The organism is Streptomyces sp. NBC_00286, assembly GCF_036173125.1.
Lineage (GTDB): Bacteria > Actinomycetota > Actinomycetes > Streptomycetales > Streptomycetaceae > Streptomyces.
Genome location: NZ_CP108054.1, coordinates 7,051,978 through 7,071,294 on the forward strand (window position 1 = coordinate 7,051,978; position 19,317 = coordinate 7,071,294).

Genomic DNA, 19,317 nt, shown 5'->3' on the forward strand with positions numbered 1-19,317 from the left:
TTGAGGTGATCAACGTATTGAGGGGCTGTCGATGTAGAGGCGATATGAAGGACCCGTGATGCGAACGTGACGTGACTGGAGGGTAACTCTCCGCTCATGGGGCGGGGCTTTGTAAAGCGCGGGGCGTGCGAACACCGCCGCGTTCAACCCGAGAATCAGCCGGAGAACCTTCTCGCCAGGTCCCGGTGCCACTGCGCGGCCTCGGCCGCCTGGTCGCCGGTGATGATCGCGCCGGGCATCCGGCTCAGGCGTTCGACCTGGTCGGCGAAGCGCAGGTGCTCCCGGTGGGCGTGTTCCCGGCAGGCCAGGCAGGTGACGCGTTCCGGGTGGGGAGAGGTCATCGCGTACGGCACCCGGCGTGCGCAACCGGTGGTGACGACGCTCGGCGCGTCGGGCACGCGGCCAAGCGTCGACGCGATCGTGTTGCGGTAGGCGGCGCCGGCCTGCGCCACCTTCTCCTCGACGTGGATGTGCGGATCGGTCTCGCGCATGTACGTCCGGCACCTCCGCCCGAGTCGTCGGCGCCAGGTTACGTCAGGCGGGCAGCGCCGGGGCCTCGCGGCGGCGGGGCCCGGGTTTTTCGGCCAGCGGCTCGTGCGATTGCGCAGATGGGAGACGGACCACCGCGTCCAGGCCGCCGGTGGCCGCCGCGTGCAGGGTTGCCTCGCCGCCGCTGGCATGGGCGAGGCGCTGGACCAGGGAGAGGCCCAGGCCGGTGCCGCCCTTGGGGGCTCCGGGGGCGCGCCAGAAGCGGTCGAAGGCGCGGCTTCGCTGTTCGGGGCTCATGCCGGGGCCCTCGTCCGTGACGTGCAGGTCGACCCAGGACGCGCGGGTGTCGCGGAGGTGGTGGAGATGGTGCAGGGGATGCCGGCGGGCGGGTGCCGAGAGGCGGAGCTCCATCGACACGGTGCTGCCGGACGGTGAGTGCCGCAGGGCGTTGGAGAGCAGGTTGTCCAGGATCTGCTCCGCCGCTCCCGGAATCGCGAGCACCTTGCCCACGCTGCCCGCGAACAGTACGAGCGAGACATCGTGCCGCGCGAACAACGGCGCCCACGTCCGGTGCCGCTCCGCGCAGATCTCGCCCACGTCGACCGGGCCCGGAGCCGCCGCGCTGTCCTCGAGGCGGGCCATCGCCAGCAGTCCCTCGACCATCCGCGACAGCCGGTCCGTCTCGGTCACGGCGGCGGCGAGGCTGCCCCTCGCGCGCTGCGACGTGTCGGGCTCCAGGTTCTCCAGCCGTAGCCGCAGGGCCGCGAGCGGGGTCTTCAGCTGGTGCGAGGCCTCGCCGGCGAAGGCGCGTTGCGAGGCCAGGAGGTGTTCGAGGCGGGCGGCGGTCCGGTTGAAGGCCGCCGCCAGGCTGCGTATTTCCGGCGGACCGGAGGTGACCGCCACCGGAGTCGCCTGGCCTCCGTCGGCCAACTGGTGTGTGGCCTCCTCGAGTTGACGGATGGGACGCCCGGCCCACCGGGCGAACGCGAAGGCCAGCGCGGCGACGGCGGTCAGCGCCGAGCATCCGGTGAACGCCAGCAGCAGCCACACCCGGCCGACCCGGTCGGCGACCATCTCCGTGGGCAGCGTGATCCGCACCGCGCCCCGCGCCCGCTCGTCGCCCGCTGCCTGAGGCCCGCCGGGCGCGACGACCGGGGCGGCGACGGACAGGTACTGCACGCCGCCCATGGTGGACGTACGGACATCGCTGGTGGCCGTGCCGTCGAGTGCGGCGGCCACTTCGGTACGCGACGGAAGTTCGCGTTCCTCCGCATCGGACAGCGGATGCGAGGCGGCCAACAGATCGCCGTCCGCGTCGAGGACGACCACCTGTCCGCCGATACGCTCGGCGCAGTGGACGACCCGCTTGTCGAGCTCGCCCTTCCGCCCGGCCGAGAGGGACAGCGCGGCGAACGCGGCCACCGACTCGGCCTCGTCGACGGCGGAGTTGACGATCCGTTCCCGCTCGGCCCGCGAGTAGACGATCCCCAGCGGGATCTCCAGGCACAGCAGGACGAAGGTGGCGAGGCTGAGGTAGGTCAGCAGCAGACGGCGGGTCATGACACCGCGGCCTCCTCGGAGGTGCCTGGGCTGTCGGGGGCGTCGCCCTGGCCGCCGCGCTCCCGGCCGGTCGGCTGCCCCGCGGTCCGTACGGCGAGCCGGAACCCCACCCCGCGCAGGGTCTGGATCCACGCCGTGTCGCCCAACTTGCGGCGCAGGGTGGCGACATGTACGTCCAGGGTCTTGGTCGGGCCCTGATAGTGCGTGTCCCAGACCCGGTTGAGGATCTGCTGCCGCGAGTACACCGCGCCGGGGTCCTCGGCGAGCAGCGCCAGCAGCTCGAACTCCTTGGGCGTGAGCGGCACCGGCACCTCGCCCACCCAGACCTGCCGCGTCCGCCGGTCCACCACAAGCGGTCCGGGCGCCCGGGCGTCACCCGCCGGCTCGCCGGGTTCGGGCGGGGACTGCTCGTACCTGGGCGGTTCGTAGGCGCCACGGTCGTAAGCGGCGGGGACGGCAGTTTCGTACGGGGCGGCAGGTTCGTACGCGTTCGGATCGTACGTCGCCGACTGGGCTGCGTACGGATCAGGCGTGTACGTACCGGCTGCGGGACCAACGTACGTACCAGCCGCGGGAGTTGCGTCTCCCGGCGTCCCCGTCCCCGGCCCCGTGCGGTGCAGCCGTCGCGTCACGGCGCGGATGCGGGCGACGAGTTCGCGGATGCTGAACGGTTTCGCCAGGTAGTCGTCCGCGCCGAGTTCCAGGCCCAGTACGCGGTCGGCCTCCTCGCCGCGCGCGCTGAGGATGATGATGGGGACGTCGGAGGTCTGGCGGATGCCGCGGCAGACGTCGATGCCGTCCAGGTCGGGCAGGCCCAGGTCGAGCAGGACGACATCGCCGTGCGGCCCTCTCAACCCGTCGGCGCCGGTGGCGACATGGCTGACCGTCAGCCCGAAGTGGCGCAGGCCCTCGGTCAGCGGTTCGGCGATCGTCTCGTCGTCCTCGATGAGCAGCACTCGTACGCCCATGCGTCCTGTCTCTCCATGAAACATGAATCCGGACAACACGAATCCCGTGCTGTGGGGTCGCCACGCTACAAGAGGACTCATGTGCGTGTCCCATGAATGCGGGCTTTGTGAAAAGGCGCTCAGTAAGCGCTTGTATCTGTCCGATTCGACTGGTTCCGGCGGCTTCGGTGGGGTGCCTGGCTGAAATATGTGGCAAACCTGGTGTTGTCTTAGTGTCCCCTTAACCTTTCTCTGGTCGGACCTCCTCTACGGTGCATAAGACCTGGTCAGACAGGTTTCTCGGTAGGTTTGAGGGAGGAAGCATGAAGGCGTTGCTGGATCGCGCCCGGTCGTTCAAGCGTCGGGTCGATTTCGAGAGCGGTGAATACCGGAAGCTGGCCGAGGGGCAATTCCCTGAAGCCCTGTTCATCACCTGCTCGGACTCGCGGGTGATACCCGCTCTGATCACCGGAGCAAGGCCCGGCGAGATATTCGAGCTGCGCAATGCGGGCAATATCGTGCCGCCGCACGATGAGCACGGAGCGGCCTCCGGCGAGGCCGCCACCATCGAGTACGCACTGGAGGTGCTCGGCGTTCAGGACGTCGTGGTGTGTGGTCATTCCCACTGCGGCGCCATGGGGGCGCTGAAGCACGGCGCGGATCTGTCCGCGCTGCCGCGGGTGGACGCCTGGCTCGACCTCGCCCGGCCGGGACTCACCTCGCTGCTCGGGAACGCCGTCGAGCCCGAGGATCCGGCTCTGCGGGACGTCGTCCAGATGAACGTGCGCAATCAGTTGGCTGCCCTGCGCGAGTACCCGACGGCCCGTCAACTCCTCGATGCCGGGCGGCTTCGGCTGCACGGCTGGTACTACGAGATCGACACCGGCCAGGTCCATGAGCTGGACGAGGACGGTCTGTTCCGGGTGCACGCGTCATGAGCGGGCAGCATGCGCGGCGGGCGCGCGGACGCGGGACGGGATCGGCGGGGGCCTCGTCGTCGACGGTCACGATGGAGCGGCCGCTGAGCCCTCGCAGTCAGAGCCCTCGGACTCCTCCGGGCTCCCGAAGTACCGAGGAAGGATCTGCCGGTCCTGCCAACCTGCGCAAGGAGAGCGGCAGCGGCGGTCGCGTCGACTTCGCCACCGAGATCACCGCCTCGCTCGTCGTGTTCCTCGTCGCGTTGCCGCTGTGTATCGGGGTGGCCGTGGCGTCCGGGGTGCCTGCCGAGCTGGGGATCATCTCCGGGGTCATCGGCGGGCTGGTGGTCGGGGCGGCCCGGGGCAGCACGCTCCAGGTCAGCGGGCCGGCCGCCGGGCTCGCGGCGCTGGTCGCGGAGACGGTGATGGAGTTCGGCGTCGCCATGCTCGGCGTGATCGTTCTCTTCTCCGGGATCCTGCAGATCGTGCTGGGGGCGGTCCGGCTGGGCCGTATGTTCCAGGCGATCTCGCTGGCGGTCGTGCAGGGGATGCTCGCCGGGATCGGACTGCCGCTGATGTTCAGCCAGGCGTACCCGATGGCCGACGCCAAGGCTCCCGGCATGCCGATCGAGAACATTGCCGGTGTCCCCGGCCTGGTTGTGGACACCCTGGCGAATCCCCAGGCGGGGATCGCGGCGCTGCTCGGCATCGTGACGATCGTGCTCAGCTTCGTGTGGAAGAAGATGCCGGGCCCGGTGAAGAAGGTCCCGGCGGCGCTGGTGGCCGTGGGCATCGGTATCGGGGTGGCCTCGCTGCCGGGAGTGAACGTGAAGACGCTCCAGGTGGGCAACCTGCTGGCTTCCGTCCAGGTGCCGGGGCCGGAGCAGTTCGCCGGCCTCGCCAACGCCGGGATCATCACCGCGATCCTCACCTTCACGGTCATCGCCTCGGCGGAGAGCCTGTTCACCGCGGCGGCCGTGGACCGGATGCACAACGGTCCCCGTACCCGCTACAACACCGAACTCATCGCCCAGGGCGCCGGGAACACGGTGGCCGGCGTCCTCGGGGCGCTGCCCATCACGGCGGTCGTGGCCCGTAGCTCGGCCAATGTGCAGGCCGGGGCCAAGACCCGGCTCTCCCGTACGCTGCACGGCTTGTGGCTGCTCGCCTTCGCGCTGCTGCTGCCGCAGGTGCTCGCGCTGATCCCGATCTCGGTGCTCGCGGGTGTCCTCGTCCACAGCGGGTGGAAGCTGTTCGCGCCCGAGGAGTTCCCGAAGATGTGGCGGCAGGACCGGGGCGAGTTCGCGGTGATGACCACCACGACGCTGGTCATCGTCGCCACGGCGCTCCTGGAGGGCGTACTGATCGGCCTCGCGGCCGGTGTGATCCTGGCGGCGCTGCGGATGTCGCAGACGGTCGTCCGGCAGCACATCGACAACGACACGGCGAAGGTCGTCATGGCGGGCAACGCCACATTCCTGCGCCTGCCGCGCCTGATCGACGCCCTCGAGTCCGCGGCCGCCTCCGGTAAGCCCCGCATCCGCCTCGACCTCACGGGCGTGACCCACCTGGACCACGCCTGCCGCAGCCAGATCGACGAGTTCGTCGCGCAGCAGCGGGGGGCGGGGTTGCGGGTGGAACTGCTCATGCCGGGGCCGGGGGTCACGGGTGCGGGGGCTGCCGGGGCGGGCGCGAAGCCGTCGCCGTCGCCGGAGTCGGACGTGACGGCCGGCGCCGGGGCATCCCCTTCCGCATCCGCACAGGGGGCGGATGCGGAAGGGGAGCGGGTCCTGGCCTCGGTCCCTTCTGCCGCCGTCGACGGGGAAGCGGACCAGGGATGGAACGAGGCCTCGACACCTTCCCCCGCTCTCGGCTTCGCCCGAGCGGGAGGTGCGTCCAGGGCGGCGAGTCCGGCCTGGGAAGGGGGTACGAGCCGGGCCTGGGAAGCGTCCGACTCCGTCGGTCGGGCAGCCCAGGATGCGGCACTCGACGGGGGAGCGAACCGGACGTGGGATCCGGACTCTTCTCTCGGCTCCGCTCGGGAAGCGGACGGGTCCACGGGCTCGGCTTGGGACGCCGCCCCCGGCGGGGAAGCGGACGGGTCCACGGGCTCGGCTTGGGGCGCCGCCCCCGGCGGGGAAACGAACCCGGCTCGCGACAGCGGGACCGGGCCCCGGGACCCCGGCCAGGCGTGGAACACCGACGCGTCCACGGGCTCGGCTTGGGACGCCACCTCCGGCCGGGACACGAGCCCGACTCTGGACGGGCCTGCGCCCTGGGACTCCGACCAGGCGTGGAACACCGGCCAGGCATGGGACACCGACCGCTCCTGGACCACGGACCGGGCCCAGGACGCCGACCGGCTCACCAATCCACCCCATGACCGAGCCACCGCCGACCGTTCCGCCGATCCGGCCCCCGTCCCCGGCCCGACAGCGGAGTGGTTCTACCTGGACACGGAGCCGATGCCGGGCACGCCCTCACCGCCCGTCATGCCCCTGTTCCGCCGCGGCCGGTCAACGGCCGACCGGGGCTGAGGAAGGGCTCCGTCCGGAAGGCTGTGGGCGCCTGGAAAGCGGACTGGGTCGGGGCCCCTCCCGGGGCCCCGACCCGGTGCGCGCATCCAGTGCGGTGCAGGGCACCTGCGCGCAGGCAGGTGGATCTGCGAACGTTACAGATTTCCCCGACGTGTAACACCCACAGCCGACACACTCTGCCTCAGCTTGATTGCGAAATCGAAGTCGCGTGTCAGGCGGTGAAGCCGCCGTCGACATGGATCGAGGCTCCGGTGATGTACGCGCCGTCCGTGCTCGCCAGGTGGGCGACGGTGGCCGCGATCTCGGCCGCTTCCGCATAGCGGCCAACAGCCGTGAAGCCGGCGATCACCGCGGCGTTCGGCCCGTCGGCGGGATTGGTATCCGTGTCGGTGGGGCCGGGATGCACCAGATTGACGGTGACTCCACGCGGGCCGAGTTCTCGGGCCAGGCCCTTCGTCATCCCGGCCAGAGCCGTCTTGCTCATCGAGTACAGCGCCAGTCCGGGGAAGACCGCACGCTCGGCGACATTGCTGCCGATGCTGATGATGCGGCCGCCCCGGCCCATGTGACGCACGGCCGCCTGGGACGCCGCGAACGGCGCCCGGACGTTCACCGCCAGAGTGCGATCGATCTCTGCCGACCCCAGTTCTTCAAGTGGGCCGACGAGAAAGACGGCGGCGTTGTTGACGAGGATGTCGAGTCTGCCGAACGTCGCGGCGGCCTCGTCCACCGCGGCGGTGAGTGCCTCAGGGACCGCGCTGTCAGCCTGGATGGCAAGAGCCCGGCGCCCCCGGGTCTTGACCTGCTCCACCACCTCGGCGGCGCGCTCCGCGCTGTTCTCATAGGTCAGGACGACGTCGGCGCCTTCCTCGGCCAGTCGCAACGCCACAGCGGCACCGATACCCCGGCTTCCACCCGTGATCAAAGCCACGCTTCCCTCAAGTCGTTTCATGACGTTGAGCATCGCTGGCACCAGCGCCGGAAGCTGGCGGTAATCCGACCTGGCGTTCAATCCCGCGGCGGACAGGAGTCCAGGACCCTGGCGGTGAAGGCCGCCAGTTGAGAGCGCATCTGCTCGCGAGTCATCCGCTGTTGGCCGGCGAGGTGTTCGACGAGGTCGGCGCGGGTGGCGGCCAGTAGAGCATGCGCGGTGAAGTTGCTGTCGGTGAGGCCGGGGATCTGCTCCAGCGCGGTCTGGAGTATGCCGTGCCACCGCTCGTAGTGCTCTGCCGCATACGGGCTGTCGCCGCCGGTTCCCTCCAGGGCCAGGGCGAGGTGGCGGTTGTCGATCTTGAAGCACAGGACGGCCTCGAGGAGGGCGGGCACGCGCTGGGCCGGCGGAGTGGTCGGCCCCAGAGGTGGTGCCCCCTCTTCGACGGCGAGCCTGATCGGGGCGAGCCGCATCTCGTACAGCGCGCGGATCAGGCCGGTGCGGTCACCGAAGCCGCGGAAGAGCGTCGCCTTGCCGACGCCGGCTGCTGCCGCGATGTCGGCCATGGTGACCGACTCAGGGCTCCCCTCGCGGGCGAAGAGTGCGTCGGCAGCCGCAAGGACGGCTTCCCGATTGCGAGTTGCGTCCGCGCGTGGCTTGCGTCCGGGCATGCGGTTCCTCCGTTTGCAAAGCGGACCCCGGGTCCGTATCGTCGACCATTCCTGAAACGGACCCGCGGTCCGTATCGTACGGGATGGAGTAAACCCATGAGCGCGATCACTGCACCGGCGGACCTGTACCGTCACGGCCTGCAGTTACTGCTGGACAAGGACATCCCCGCCTGGGTCGACCTGTGGGACGAGAACGGGATCTTCGAGTTCCCCTTCGCGCCGGAAGGCTGGCCGAAGCGACTGGAGGGCAAGGCGGCCGTCGCCGAGTACATGCGCGCCTACCCCGACCACATAGACCTGCACGACTTCCCCTACGTCGAGATCCACCAGACCCTCGCCCCGGAGACCATCGTGGTCGAGATGCGCGGTGTGGGCCGTCTGGTGGACACCGACCGCCCCTTCGACATGTCGTACATCGCCGTTGTCACCGTCAAGGACGGCCTCATCGCCCGCTACCGCGACTACTGGAACCCGCTCGCCGTCCAGGATCCCGCCACCAACTTCGCCGGGGGCAACTGATGAGCGCCTCCCAGGAGTCCACCCTGGTCATCGGAGCCACCGGCACCACCGGCAGCCGCGTCGCCGCCCGACTGGCCGCCGCAGGCCGGCGCGTCAAGGCCGCCAGCCGACGTGCCACCCCCGTGGACGGGTCCTGTCCGGTGCGGTTCGACTGGGGCGACCCCGCCTCCTTCGAAGGCGCCCTCGAAGGTGTGGGCCGGGTCTATCTCATCCCGCCGCTCGGCTCCTCGGACCCGGCAGCCGTCATGCTGCCCTTCCTCCAGCAAGCCCGCACCGCAGGCGTCCAGCGCGCCGTCCTGCTCAGCTCGTCGGCGATCCCCGCCGGAGGCCCTGCCGTGGGACAGGTTCACCAAGCCCTGCCCGGCCTGTTCGACCAGTGGGCGGTCCTGCGGCCCTCGTGGTTCATGCAGAACTTCACCGGCACCCTCATGCACGCCCGGACCATCAAGGCGTACGGGACCATCCACACGGCAGCCGACGACGGCCGCGTCGGATTCGTCGACGCCGACGACATCGCCGCCGTCGCCGTGCACGCACTGACCGAGACGCGGGCCCCGAACACCGACCTGATCATCACCGGGCCGCAAGCGCTCAGCTACGACGACATCGCCGCCATCCTCACCCAGGTCACCGGCCGGACCACCACCCACCGTCGGTTGACCTACGAGCAGATGCGCGATCGCCTGGCCGCCGACATGCCCGCCGAATTCGCTGCGATGCTCGCCGGCATGGATCGCGCCATCGCCGAAGGCGCCGAGGACCGCACCACCGATACGGTCCAGCGCCTCACCGGCCGCCCGCCGCGCAGCTTCCGCGCGTTCGCGGATCTGGGGATGCACCCACCAGCACCTGTAGAAAAGCGGAACCGCCGCTAGCCTGAGACTGCACGTCTTGTACTGAGTTGAGAGGTCCTCAAGGCGCCGTGAGAAGGAGCCGTCATGGCCGGCTGGAGTGTGCAGGACATTCCTGAGCAGGGCGGTCGTATCGCCGTGGTGACCGGTGCCAACAGTGGGCTCGGGCTGGCCACTTCGCGGGAGCTGGCTCGGCGGGGGTCCCAGGTGGTGCTTGCCTGCCGGAGTGAGGAGCGGGGGGCCCGTGCTCGGGAGCGGATCCTTGGGGAAATCCCCGATGCGCGGGTCGAGTTGAGGGCTCTTGATCTTGGGCGCCTGGAATCCGTAAGGGAGTTCGTGGCCTCCTACGATCACGAGCGGCTCGATCTGCTCATCAACAACGCCGGGGTGATGGCCCTGCCCCACGGGCGCACAGTGGACGGCTTCGAGACCCAGTTCGGGGTCAACCATCTCGGGCACTTCGCGCTCACGGGGCTTCTGCTGCCGCTGCTCCTGAAGACGCCGGGCGCGCGGATCATCACCGTGTCCAGCACCATGCACTCGGTGGCCAACATCGACATCAACGACCTCAACAGCGAGCGCCGCTATAACCGTTGGCTCGCCTACTCCCGTTCCAAGACGGCCAACCTGCTCTTCACGCACGAACTCGCCCGCCGCCTCGCCGCGACCGGCTCGGACGTCGTGGCGGCCGCCGCCCACCCCGGCTACGCGGCCACGAACCTGCAGACCAAGGGCCCCAGGCTGGAGCGCCGCAAGGCCGCCGAACTGTTCATGCGGACCGGCAACCGTTTCTTCGCCCAGTCCGCCGAAGCCGGCGCCCTGCCCATCCTGTACGCGGCCACCGCACCCGGCGTCGAACCGGACTCCTTCACGGGCCCCTCGTTCGCCAACTGGCGCGGCTCACCCGCCAAGTCCCGCCGCGCCAAGTGGACGCTCAACGACGCGGCGGGGGAACGGCTCTGGGCGGAATCGGAACGCCTCACGGGAGTGACGTACGACGTCCTCAAGGGGTGAGTGGCGGGGGTGCGCTCAGGCTGTGGAGCCACCGTCCACCACCAGGTCCGCGCCCACCACCGACGCCGCGTCGTCCGAGGTCAGGTACAGCACCGCGGCCGCGATCTCCTCGACCGTGGAGACCCGGCCGAGCGGCACGTCGGTTTTCATGCGCTCCGCGCGGTCGGCCTCCGTCTCGCCCGGCCGCAGGGACATGGGCGTGGCGGAGGCGCCCGGGCTGACGGCGTTGATGCGGACGCCGTCGGCGATGTGGTCCAGGGCGGCGCCGCGGGTGAGGACCGACACGGCCGCCTTGGTGGCGGCGTAAGCGGTGGTGCCGGGGATGCGGCCGTGCACGCCGATCCGCGAGGCGACGTTGACTATGGCGCCGCCGCCGGGCTGGGTGCGCATCCGGCGGACCTCGGCCTGGAGGGCGAGTAGTACGCCGGTGACGTTGATGTCGAGCATGCGGCGCCAGGCGTCCTCGGGGACGTCCGCGACGGGCCGGCCGCCGGCCTCCAGGACGCCCGCGTTGTTCACCGCCAGGTCGAGCGAGCCGAACTGGTCCACGGCGGCGTCGACGAGGGTCTGGACGTCGGCGGACCGGGTGACGTCGGCGGTGACGGCCAGCGCCTTGCCGCCCGCCTGCTCGATCAGCGTGACCGTCTCCTCGAGCGGCTCCCGTCGGCGCCCGGCGACGACGACCTGCGCGCCCTCGGCGGCGAAGGCCAGCGCGACGGCCCGTCCGATGCCGGAGCCCGCACCGGTGACGAGGGCGGTCCTGTCGGTGAAGCGGTGGGTCATGATCTCCTCTTTTCTTGACTGATCGGTTCAGTATGAGGGCCTGAGAAAGACACCCTCATGGGTGCCTGAATCTCAGTCGAGCAGTGCCAGAGCCTGCTCCGCCGCGTCCCGGACCCGGCCCGGATCCGTCGACGCCTTGCCGACGACCCGCAGTCCCTGCAGCAGGACCAGCAGCATGCGGGCCAGGGTGCGCGGATCGCGGTCCTCGGGCAGTTCGCCCTGTGTCTGCGCGCGGACCAGGGTCGAGTGCAGCAGGGTCTCCAGGTGGTCCCAGCTGTCCTCCACGAGGCGGCATGCCGCCGAGTCGTGCGGCGCCAGCTCGGCGGCCGAGTTGACGATGAAGCAGCCGGTCAGGCGGTGGTCTTCGGCCGTCGCCTCCGTGGCGAAACGGCGTACCACCGCCCGCACGCCGGGCAGGGCCGGTCCCGGCTGGGACAGCTCGCGCAGCAACTGCGGACCGGTTGCCTGCCGGTAGCGGTCCAGCGCCTTCAGGTACAGCTCGCGCTTGTTGCCGAAGGTGGCGTAGATGCTGGCGCGGCCGATACCGAGGTGCTTCTCGAGATCGGCCATCGACGTCGCCTCGTAGCCGCGCCGCCAGAACAGCCGGAGGGCTGACTGCAGCGCGGCGTCGGGATCGAACTCCTTGGTCCTGGCCACGGGGAGCAGCCTAGGTTTTTCTGAAACGATCGGTCAAGTAATGGCTCTATGTCGTGCGGATCTCGTACGTCGCCACCGTCACCGCGTCGTCGTCCAGGCACCGCCCCGACTCCAGCTCGAAGCGCTGCTTGAGCAGGGGTGAGGCCACGAAGGAGCGGCCCTGGTGGGAGCCGAGGAGGCCGCGGGAGAGGACGGCGGCGCCGGTGAACGGGTCGCGGTTGTCGATGGCGTACAGGCGGCCCGCGCGGTCCTGGAAGAGGGCGATCTGGCGGCCGTCGGGGAGCAGGGCCGCCACCCCGCGGCCGGGCATCAGCGCGCTGATGTCGCAGACCGTGAACCAGTCGTCCGCCGCGTCGTCGACGCGAAGCTGGACCTTCAGGGTCGTCGTCTCGGGTGCGAGGGTCATCGCTGGGCGCTTCCTTCCAGGGGACGGGTGCCGATGGTCAGCAGCGGCAGGTCGGGCTTGATCTGGTCGCGCTCGGGCACGAAGCCGACGACGGGGTCGGGGGTGTCCGGCGCGTTCACGAAGGAGACGAAACGGGACAGCTTCTCCGGGTCGTTGATGGTCTCGGCCCACTCGTCGCGGTAGTTCGCGACATGCGCGGCCATCAGGGACTCCAGCTCCTCGCAGATGCCCAGGGAGTCGTCCACGACCACGTCGCGTACGTGGTCCAGGCCGCCGGGGATCCGCTCCAGCCAGGTCGAGGTGCGCTCCAGGCGGTCGGCCGTGCGGATGTAGAACATCAGGAATCGGTCGATCAGGCGGATCAGTTCGGCGTCGGAGAGGTCCTGTGCGAGCAGGTCCGCGTGGCGCGGGGTGGCGCCGCCGTTGCCGGCCACGTACAGGTTCCAGCCGTTGGCCGTGGCGATCACGCCGAAGTCCTTCGACTGGGCCTCGGCGCACTCGCGCTGGCAGCCGGAGACGGCCGACTTCAGCTTGTGGGGGGACCTGAGCCCCCGGTAGCGCAGCTCCAGGTCGATTGCCATGCGTACGGAGTCCTGGACGCCGTAACGGCACCAGGTCTGGCCGACGCAGGACTTCACCGTACGCAGCGCCTTGCCGTACGCGTGCCCGGACTCGAAGCCAGCGTCCACCAACCGCGCCCAGATCAGGGGGAGTTGCTCGACGCGCGCGCCGAACATGTCGATGCGCTGGCCGCCCGTGATCTTCGTGTAGAGGCCGAAGTCGCGCGCCACCTCCCCGATCACGATGAGCTTCTCGGGGGTGATCTCGCCACCCGGGATGCGCGGCACGATCGAGTACGAGCCGTTCTTCTGCAGGTTGGCGAGGAAGTGGTCGTTGCTGTCCTGCAGGGCCGCCTGGTCGCCGTCCAGAACATAGCCGCTCGCGCCGATCGTGGGGGCGAGGGAGGCGATGATCGAGCCCACGGCCGGCTTGCAGATCTCGCAGCCGTCGCCACCTCGGGCGCCCTCACGGCCGTAACGGTCCAGCAGGTCCTGGTACTTGTTGATGCGCAGGGCGAGGACGATCTCGTACAGCTCCTCGCGGGTCTGCGAGAAGCAGCCGCACAGGCCCTTGTCGACCTCGACGCCGCTGGCCTCCAGCTCGGCGTTGACGAGCTGGCCGAGGACCTTGACGCAACTGCCGCAGCCCGTACCGGCCTTGGTGCACTTCTTGACCTCGGGCACCGTGGTGCACTGGTGGTCGGTGACCGCGCCGCGGATGGTGCCCTTGGTGACGTTGTGGCAGGAGCAGATGACCGCCTCGTCGGGCAGTGCGGAGGGGCCGAGCTGGGCGCCGCCGCCCGAGCCCGCCGGGAGCACCAGCTGCTCGGGGGAGACGGGCGGTACGGAACCGGTCAGCGCGCGCAGCGTGCCGTACGCGTCCGCGTCGCCGACCAGGATGCCGCCGAGCAGCTCGCCGTCGCGGCCGATGACCAGCTTCTTGTACAGGCCCGAGCGGGAGTCGGAGTAGACGACGTCCAGGCAGTCCTCGGCCGTTCCGTGCGCGTCACCGAAGGAGGCCACGTCCACGCCGAGCAGCTTCAGCTTGGTCGACATGTCGGCACCGGTGAAGGAGGCCTCGTCCGCCGCGATCGTCGCGGCCACGGTCTCGGCCTGCTCGTAACCGGGGGCCACCAGGCCGTACACCTTGCCGTCGGAGGCCAGCGCGCACTCGCCGATCGCGAAGACGTGCGGGTCGGAGACCGTACGGCACTGCTCGTCGACCGTGATGCCGCCGCGCTCGCCGACGGTCAGGCCGCAGTCTCGGGCGAGCTGGTCGCGGGGACGTACACCGGCGCTGAACACCACCATGTCGGTGGCCAGTTCGGAGCCGTCGGACAGCTTCATGCCGGTCACGGCGCCCGAGTCGTCGGTCACGATCTCCTGCGTGCCCACGCCCGTGTGGACGGACAGGCCCATGTCCGCGATCGTGCGCAGCAGGGCGGCGCCACCGCCGTCGTCGACCTGCACCGGCATCAGGCGCGGCGCGAACTCCACGATGTGGGCGTTCAGCCCGAGACCCTTGAGCGCGCCCGCGGCCTCCAGACCGAGCAGACCGCCGCCGACCACGGCACCGGTCGTCGCCTTCGTCTTCGCGTACTCCTCGATCGCGAGCAGGTCCTCGATCGTGCGGTAGACGAAGCAGCCCTCGGCGTCCTTGTTCGGGACCGGCGGCACGAACGGGTACGAGCCGGTGGCCATGACGAGGACGTCGTAGTCGACGACAAGACCGGAACGGGCGGTCACCCTGCGCGCCTCACGGTCGATGGTCTCCGCCGGGTCGCCGACGTACAGCTCGATGCCCTCCTTCTCGATGAACGCCATGTCCGTCATCGAGAGGTCCTCGGGCGTCTTGCCCGAGAAGTACGAGGTCAGCGCCACGCGGTCGTACGCAGGGCGCGGCTCCTCGCACAGCACGACCACGCGGTGCGTGGCGGTCAGGCCGCGCTCGGCGAGCGCCTCGAGGAAGCGCTGGCCGACCATGCCATGGCCGACGAGCACGATCGTGGGGGTCGCCCCAGTGGCGGTCATCAGGAGCCTCCATCGTTGGTGAGCAGGTGGAGCAGAGGGCCGGTCTGGGGGAGCGGCTCTGCTCCCTCCCAGGCGCGGGCGAGCGCGCCTACGGTGCCGAGTTCGCCGACGAGTACGCCGCCGACCACGCGGTCGTTGCGGACGACGACCTTGCGGTAGGTGCCGCGGGTCGCGTCGGCGAGCTGGATGACGTCGTCACCGGGCTGCGGGGTGGGCTCGCCGAAGGCGGCGAGGTCGAGCGGGGTGCCGGAGGCGAGGGTCAGGCGGGTGAGGGCGCGGGTGCCGGTGTAGCGGGCGGCGCCCGCGCCCGTCGCCAGCAGTTCGGCGAGCGCTTCGGCCTGTTCGAGGGCGGGCGCCGCGAGACCGTAGACGGTGCCCGCGTGCTGCGCGCAGTCGCCGATCGCCCGGATGTGCGGGTCGGACGTACGAAGCTCGTCGTCGACGATGACGCCCTTGTGTACGGCGAGACCCGCGTCCTGGGCCAGACCGACGCGCGGGTGCACGCCACAGGTCAGCACCACCAGGTCGGCGTCGAGCGCGTACCCGTCGGCCAGCTCGACCGAGCGGACGGCTCCGCCGACGCAGCGCACGTCCCGTACGCGGCACTCGGTGTGCACCTCGACGCCGAGGTCCTTCAGGTGGCGGAGGACCAACTTCGAGGCGGACGGGTCGAGTTGGCGTTCCATGAGGCGTTCGGCCTGCTGCGCGAGCATGACCTGCGCGCCGCGGGCGGCGAGGGCGCGGGCGGCGGAGACGCCGAGGAGGCCGCCGCCGATGACGACGGCTCGGGCGTCCGGGCGTACGGCCTTGGACAGGCCGAGGCAGTCGTCCATCGTACGGAAGGCATGGACGCCCTCCGGCAGTACGTGGTCCTCGGTGAAGAGCCCGCGGAGGGGTGGCAGCTTCGCGTTCGACCCGGTCGCCAGGACCAGCGTGTCGTATGCGATCACGGAGCCGTCCTCGCAGTGCACGTGGCGCTCCGCGCGGTCTATGCGGGTGACTCGGGAGCGGACCAGGTCCGCCGGTGCCGGCAGGGCGATCACCTCGGGGGCGTACCGGCCGGCCAGCACTTCGGCGAGCAGCACCCGGTTGTACGGGGTGTGCTCCTCCTCGCCGATGAGCGTGGCGCGCAGCCCGAGCTCGCCGAGCCGCCGGGCGAGCCGCACGCCCGCGAGGCCGGCGCCGATCACCACCACACGCGTATTCGAGGTCATGGTGTCGAGGGTGCGGGGTGGGTGTTACCCGGTGGCATCACGGTTGTTTCCCGCGGGGAACGCTGCCCTCAGCGACGTGCCTCCGGCGGTGTGAGGGTTGGGTTCGCTTTCGGCAGCGGCGCCGTGGTGGCTGGTCGCGCAGCCCTGCGGGGTGCCTCCGGCGGTTGGGTTCGTTGTCGGCTGGCGGCCCGGTTGTGGCTGGTCGCGCCCACGCGGGGTGCCTCCGGCGGTTGGGCGGTTGGGTTCGTTGTCGGCTGACGGCGCCGTTGTGGCTGGTCGCGTCCACGCGGGTTGCCTCCGGCGGTTGGGCGGCTGCGGGTTGAGTGTGGCTGGTCGCGCCCACGCGGGGGAGCCGCATATGTCACAGCCCCGCGCCGCTTGGGTGGGTGGTGGGTGCGGGGCCGCGTCGGGGGTGTCCGTCCTCGGACCGGCGCGCGTTGCTGTCGGCTGGTAGGGGGTGCCGGTGTTGGCGCGCCGGCCGCTGCGGGCGCACACCCCCGCCCCGTCCCCTTGCCGCCGTGGGCGGCTGCGGGGCCATGGGGGTGCGGGCTCCCTCCCGGCGGGCTTTCCGGGCTGCGGGGAACTGCGCGACCAGCCACAACGCACCCGCAGCCGCGACACGACTGTCACCCCCGCCCCGGTAGGCACTCACCCACCCACGAACCCGCGGTAGGCACGCCCCACCCACCCCGCCGGAGGCAGGGGGGCCTGGGGCGCAGCCCCCCACGCGGAGCCGCAAAATTGATACAGCCGGGAAGGGGCGGGGCCGGGGAAAGAAAACCCCCTCCCCCGCGGGCCGCGAGGGGCATCGGACCCGAAGGGGAAGGGGACAGCGGTACTGATGGACAGCGGAGGTGTCCGTCAGGCCCCGTCGCCTCTCGCCCGGCGAACCAGGAACCAGGTACCGCCCGCGGCGGCGACGGCAACCACCGCCACTCCCGCCGCAGCCTGCACAGGGCCGGAGCCAACCGCACCACCGACGCCCGTCTTCACACCCCCTCGCGGCCGCACCGCTTCCCCGGCCTCCTCCTCGGCCCCCTTCACATGGGCCAGCGCGACCTCCAGATCCCCCGTCAGCCGCGTACCGCTGGAACAGAGCGCGACAATCTCGTACGTTCCGGGCTGCGCAGACGCCGGCACCCGGAACCGCCCGACCGCGTTCCGCTCGTGCGCGCTGGGCGTCAGCGCAAACGCCCCCGCGCCGACCGCACTCGCGTCCCCCGTCATCGCCCCATCCGCACCACACAACGCCGTGTTCACCGTGACCTCGGCACCAGGCGCGACGGTCGCCGGATACACCTCCAGCGGACCGGTGTCCGAGCCCAGCGCGAACGCGAACGCCTGCGCATAGGCAGGCGCGGCGAGGAGGCCCGCAGCGGCGAGCGCCAGCGCGGTACCGGTCAGCAGACGCCCTGTGCGCATCGTGCTCGCTCCTCCACCTCGGTCGCATCCCTGCACTGTCGAGGTAAGTGCCAGTCCGCCCGGAACGCCTCCTGATGAGGCGTCAGAAGAGGTGTCAGCAGCTGCGTCGGCCAGGGTGCCCGACAGCGTTTCGGCAGGTCACGGACGTACGAGTAAAAAGTACCGGCGGTGCGTGGGGCGCGGGTGTGAACGGGTGACCAGCACTCGCCGATGAACGGCTCCATTGGTGGCCCGATCGGGCGGTCCCGACAAGCTGCCCGGCAACACTTGACCTCAACTTTGGTTGAGATAAGAGCCTGTCCTCGTGAACTCCATGAACCCCACGCACTCCACCACAGACGAACCCATCCGCGTCGCCCTGATCATCGGCAGCAACCGCGAGGGCCGCTTCGGACCCGTGGTCGCCGATTGGCTGCTGGGCCGCATCCGCGAGCGCGACGACATCGAGGCCGACGTCGTCGACACCGCCGACCTGCGACTGCCGACGGCCCTGTCCCACTCGCCGTCCGCCGAGGTGACCGCCGAGCTCGCCAAGGTCAGGCCGAAGCTTGCCGGCGCCGATGCCTTCGTGGTCCTCACCCCCGAGTACAACCACTCCTTCCCGGCGCCCCTGAAGAACCTCATCGACTGGCACTACACCGAGTGGCAGGCCAAACCCGTTGCCTTCGTCTCGTACGGCGGACTCTCCGGCGGCCTCCGTGCCGTCGAGCACCTCCGTCAGGTCTTCGCCGAACTCCACGCCGTCACCGTCCGCGACACCGTCTCCTTCCATAACGCCGGCGCCCACTTCGACGACGAGGGCCGCCACAAGGACCCGGCGACTCCGAACGCCGCCGCGAAGGGAATGCTGGACCAACTGGAGTGGTGGGGACGGACGTTGAAGGAGGCGAAGAAGGTGCGCCCGTACGCGGGATGACGGTGACGGGGGGTCGGCTGTCCGAAGGTTCCGACGATTCCGACGGCGAGTGACGCGTTTTCGCTCCTCGCGCCGACGGATAGGCAAGCGCTCCTTGACAATCCTCAACTGTCAAGGCGCACTTGCCTCATGCCTCTCCCAGACCTCGACGAACTCATCGCGGAAGTCGACCGCACCTGCGACACCGCACACCGACCCGGCGGCGGTACGGAGCAGCCGGACTGGCTCGCCCTGCTGACCGTGGCCGCGCAGCTTTCCGGCCAACTGCAGGCCCTGGCAGACGACTTGGTCGAGGACTATGTCGAGCACTGCCGGATGCACGGCTGCTCGTGGACCGACATCGGGGCCGCGCTGGGTGTCACTCGGCAGGCGGTGCAGCAGCGCTTCCACGCCCCCCACAAGCGATACGCCCCCGAGACGATGACCGACGACCTCCGCGAGGCGATGACCCACGTCAAGCGGGCCGCGGTGCAGCACCGCAACAACTACATAGGCACCGAGCACCTGCTGTGGGGCCTCACCGCGAAGCCCAACAACGCCACCCGGCTCCTCGAGGCGTCCGGAGTCGCCCCCGACGTCGTACACCGCTCGGTCGAGGCGCACTTGAGCATGGGCGCCTCACAAGCCGCCGAACGGATCGCCTGGACTCCCTACTCCCGCAAGGCCATCGCCCTGGCGGAGGAGCAAGCGGGCTCCGCCCTCATCGACTGCGATCACCTGCTGACGGGCCTCATCCGGGTCGGCCGTGGGGTCGCGGCGACGGTACTGACCGAGGCCGGCTTCACGACGGCCGCATCGGACGAGGGGTAGCCAACAGGCTTGAAAACGCTGGACAGTTGGGCGCCGTTTTTCCCATCCTCGTGGAGAGACCCGTACTGACCGCCGTCCCCCT

At 70.5% G+C, this 19,317-nt stretch carries 17 protein-coding genes and 1 pseudogene; 7 read left to right on the forward strand and 11 right to left on the reverse strand.

Features of this window, described 5'->3' with window-relative positions:
- Positions 1 to 155: 155 nt before the first annotated feature.
- Genes OHT21_RS32050 through OHT21_RS32060 form a run of 3 tightly spaced genes read right to left on the reverse strand, consistent with a single transcriptional unit; the run spans position 156 to position 3,017 of the window.
- A complete protein-coding gene (locus OHT21_RS32050) occupies positions 156 to 491 on the reverse strand; it encodes a hypothetical protein (protein WP_328771756.1) in 336 nt (111 codons plus the stop codon).
- Between the two features lie 43 nt (positions 492 to 534).
- Entirely contained in the window at positions 535 to 2,049 is a 1,515-nt protein-coding gene (locus tag OHT21_RS32055; protein WP_328771757.1) for a sensor histidine kinase, read from the reverse strand.
- Positions 2,046 to 3,017 carry a response regulator transcription factor gene (locus OHT21_RS32060; protein WP_328771758.1) on the reverse strand — a complete coding sequence of 324 codons (972 nt, stop codon included), beginning with the start codon at positions 3,015 to 3,017 and terminating at the stop codon, positions 2,046 to 2,048. Before OHT21_RS32060 ends, OHT21_RS32055 begins: the two co-directional genes overlap by 4 nt.
- A gap of 302 nt (positions 3,018 to 3,319) precedes the next feature.
- On the opposite strand from OHT21_RS32060, the gene OHT21_RS32065 reads away from it, so the two are divergent.
- On the forward strand, positions 3,320 to 3,934 hold the full coding sequence (locus OHT21_RS32065; protein ID WP_328771759.1) for a carbonic anhydrase: 615 nt from the start codon (positions 3,320 to 3,322) through the stop codon (positions 3,932 to 3,934).
- A gap of 161 nt (positions 3,935 to 4,095) precedes the next feature.
- A pseudogene (locus OHT21_RS32070) lies at positions 4,096 to 5,649 on the forward strand (SulP family inorganic anion transporter); the annotation flags it as partial.
- Positions 5,650 to 6,661: 1,012 nt separating this feature from the next.
- On the opposite strand, the gene OHT21_RS32075 reads toward OHT21_RS32070, so the two are convergent.
- Positions 6,662 to 7,402 (reverse strand): SDR family NAD(P)-dependent oxidoreductase, encoded by a 741-nt coding sequence (locus tag OHT21_RS32075; RefSeq protein ID WP_328771760.1) that lies wholly within the window; start codon positions 7,400 to 7,402, stop codon positions 6,662 to 6,664.
- Between the two features lie 56 nt (positions 7,403 to 7,458).
- A complete protein-coding gene (locus OHT21_RS32080) occupies positions 7,459 to 8,052 on the reverse strand; it encodes a TetR/AcrR family transcriptional regulator (RefSeq protein ID WP_328771761.1) in 594 nt (197 codons plus the stop codon).
- Positions 8,053 to 8,148: 96 nt separating this feature from the next.
- Here OHT21_RS32080 and OHT21_RS32085 point away from each other — a divergent pair, with 96 nt between their 5' ends.
- From OHT21_RS32085 to OHT21_RS32095, 3 genes are all read left to right on the forward strand, one after another.
- Entirely contained in the window at positions 8,149 to 8,571 is a 423-nt protein-coding gene (locus OHT21_RS32085; protein WP_328771762.1) for a nuclear transport factor 2 family protein, read from the forward strand.
- Positions 8,571 to 9,446, forward strand: coding sequence for an NmrA family NAD(P)-binding protein (locus OHT21_RS32090; RefSeq protein WP_328771763.1), 876 nt, complete (start codon positions 8,571 to 8,573; stop codon positions 9,444 to 9,446). The genes OHT21_RS32085 and OHT21_RS32090 overlap by 1 nt, the downstream gene beginning before the upstream one ends.
- A 63-nt stretch (positions 9,447 to 9,509) precedes the next feature.
- A complete protein-coding gene (locus OHT21_RS32095; RefSeq protein ID WP_328771764.1) occupies positions 9,510 to 10,436 on the forward strand; it encodes an oxidoreductase in 927 nt (308 codons plus the stop codon).
- A 15-nt stretch (positions 10,437 to 10,451) separates the two neighbouring features.
- Here OHT21_RS32095 and OHT21_RS32100 read toward each other — a convergent pair whose 3' ends face one another.
- The 6 genes from OHT21_RS32100 to OHT21_RS32125 all read right to left on the reverse strand — a co-directional run bounded on the left by OHT21_RS32100 (position 10,452) and on the right by OHT21_RS32125 (position 17,509).
- Positions 10,452 to 11,219 (reverse strand): SDR family NAD(P)-dependent oxidoreductase, encoded by a 768-nt coding sequence (locus OHT21_RS32100; RefSeq protein ID WP_328771765.1) that lies wholly within the window; start codon positions 11,217 to 11,219, stop codon positions 10,452 to 10,454.
- Between the two features lie 72 nt (positions 11,220 to 11,291).
- Entirely contained in the window at positions 11,292 to 11,876 is a 585-nt protein-coding gene (locus OHT21_RS32105) for a TetR/AcrR family transcriptional regulator (protein ID WP_328771766.1), read from the reverse strand.
- A gap of 46 nt (positions 11,877 to 11,922) precedes the next feature.
- Positions 11,923 to 12,282 carry a nitrite reductase small subunit NirD gene (gene nirD / locus OHT21_RS32110; protein WP_328771767.1) on the reverse strand — a complete coding sequence of 120 codons (360 nt, stop codon included), beginning with the start codon at positions 12,280 to 12,282 and terminating at the stop codon, positions 11,923 to 11,925.
- On the reverse strand, positions 12,279 to 14,873 hold the full coding sequence (gene nirB / locus OHT21_RS32115; RefSeq protein WP_328771768.1) for a nitrite reductase large subunit NirB: 2,595 nt from the start codon (positions 14,871 to 14,873) through the stop codon (positions 12,279 to 12,281). The genes nirD and nirB overlap by 4 nt, the downstream gene beginning before the upstream one ends.
- Positions 14,873 to 16,087: an NAD(P)/FAD-dependent oxidoreductase gene (locus OHT21_RS32120; protein WP_328771769.1), complete on the reverse strand. Its 1,215-nt coding sequence runs from the start codon at positions 16,085 to 16,087 to the stop codon at positions 14,873 to 14,875. The genes nirB and OHT21_RS32120 overlap by 1 nt, the downstream gene beginning before the upstream one ends.
- Before the next feature lie 861 nt (positions 16,088 to 16,948).
- Positions 16,949 to 17,509: a hypothetical protein gene (locus OHT21_RS32125; protein WP_328771770.1), complete on the reverse strand. Its 561-nt coding sequence runs from the start codon at positions 17,507 to 17,509 to the stop codon at positions 16,949 to 16,951.
- A gap of 313 nt (positions 17,510 to 17,822) precedes the next feature.
- Between OHT21_RS32125 and OHT21_RS32130 the strand changes: the two genes are divergently transcribed.
- Together OHT21_RS32130 and OHT21_RS32135 are read left to right on the forward strand one after the other, a co-directional pair.
- Positions 17,823 to 18,425, forward strand: a complete 603-nt coding sequence (locus OHT21_RS32130; protein ID WP_328774299.1) for an NADPH-dependent FMN reductase — start codon at positions 17,823 to 17,825, stop codon at positions 18,423 to 18,425.
- 129 nt (positions 18,426 to 18,554) lie between these two features.
- Positions 18,555 to 19,235 (forward strand): Clp protease N-terminal domain-containing protein, encoded by a 681-nt coding sequence (locus tag OHT21_RS32135; RefSeq protein ID WP_328771771.1) that lies wholly within the window; start codon positions 18,555 to 18,557, stop codon positions 19,233 to 19,235.
- Positions 19,236 to 19,317 lie beyond the last annotated feature (82 nt).

Bases quoted from the DNA above. Each gene is read 5' to 3' on its own strand.
- OHT21_RS32095 (WP_328771764.1), top strand. From the start codon at position 9,510: ATGGCCGGCTGGAGTGTGCAGGACATTCCTGAGCAGGGCGGTCGTATC.
- nirB (WP_328771768.1), bottom strand. From the start codon at position 14,873: ATGACCGCCACTGGGGCGACCCCCACGATCGTGCTCGTCGGCCATGGC.
- nirD (WP_328771767.1), bottom strand. From the start codon at position 12,282: ATGACCCTCGCACCCGAGACGACGACCCTGAAGGTCCAGCTTCGCGTC.
- OHT21_RS32080 (WP_328771761.1), bottom strand. From the start codon at position 8,052: ATGCCCGGACGCAAGCCACGCGCGGACGCAACTCGCAATCGGGAAGCC.
- OHT21_RS32125 (WP_328771770.1), bottom strand. From the start codon at position 17,509: ATGCGCACAGGGCGTCTGCTGACCGGTACCGCGCTGGCGCTCGCCGCT.
- OHT21_RS32060 (WP_328771758.1), bottom strand. From the start codon at position 3,017: ATGGGCGTACGAGTGCTGCTCATCGAGGACGACGAGACGATCGCCGAA.
- OHT21_RS32075 (WP_328771760.1), bottom strand. From the start codon at position 7,402: ATGAAACGACTTGAGGGAAGCGTGGCTTTGATCACGGGTGGAAGCCGG.
- OHT21_RS32090 (WP_328771763.1), top strand. From the start codon at position 8,571: ATGAGCGCCTCCCAGGAGTCCACCCTGGTCATCGGAGCCACCGGCACC.
- OHT21_RS32120 (WP_328771769.1), bottom strand. From the start codon at position 16,087: ATGACCTCGAATACGCGTGTGGTGGTGATCGGCGCCGGCCTCGCGGGC.
- OHT21_RS32100 (WP_328771765.1), bottom strand. From the start codon at position 11,219: ATGACCCACCGCTTCACCGACAGGACCGCCCTCGTCACCGGTGCGGGC.
- OHT21_RS32085 (WP_328771762.1), top strand. From the start codon at position 8,149: ATGAGCGCGATCACTGCACCGGCGGACCTGTACCGTCACGGCCTGCAG.
- OHT21_RS32050 (WP_328771756.1), bottom strand. From the start codon at position 491: ATGCGCGAGACCGATCCGCACATCCACGTCGAGGAGAAGGTGGCGCAG.
- OHT21_RS32135 (WP_328771771.1), top strand. From the start codon at position 18,555: ATGCCTCTCCCAGACCTCGACGAACTCATCGCGGAAGTCGACCGCACC.
- OHT21_RS32055 (WP_328771757.1), bottom strand. From the start codon at position 2,049: ATGACCCGCCGTCTGCTGCTGACCTACCTCAGCCTCGCCACCTTCGTC.
- OHT21_RS32130 (WP_328774299.1), top strand. From the start codon at position 17,823: ATGAACCCCACGCACTCCACCACAGACGAACCCATCCGCGTCGCCCTG.
- OHT21_RS32065 (WP_328771759.1), top strand. From the start codon at position 3,320: ATGAAGGCGTTGCTGGATCGCGCCCGGTCGTTCAAGCGTCGGGTCGAT.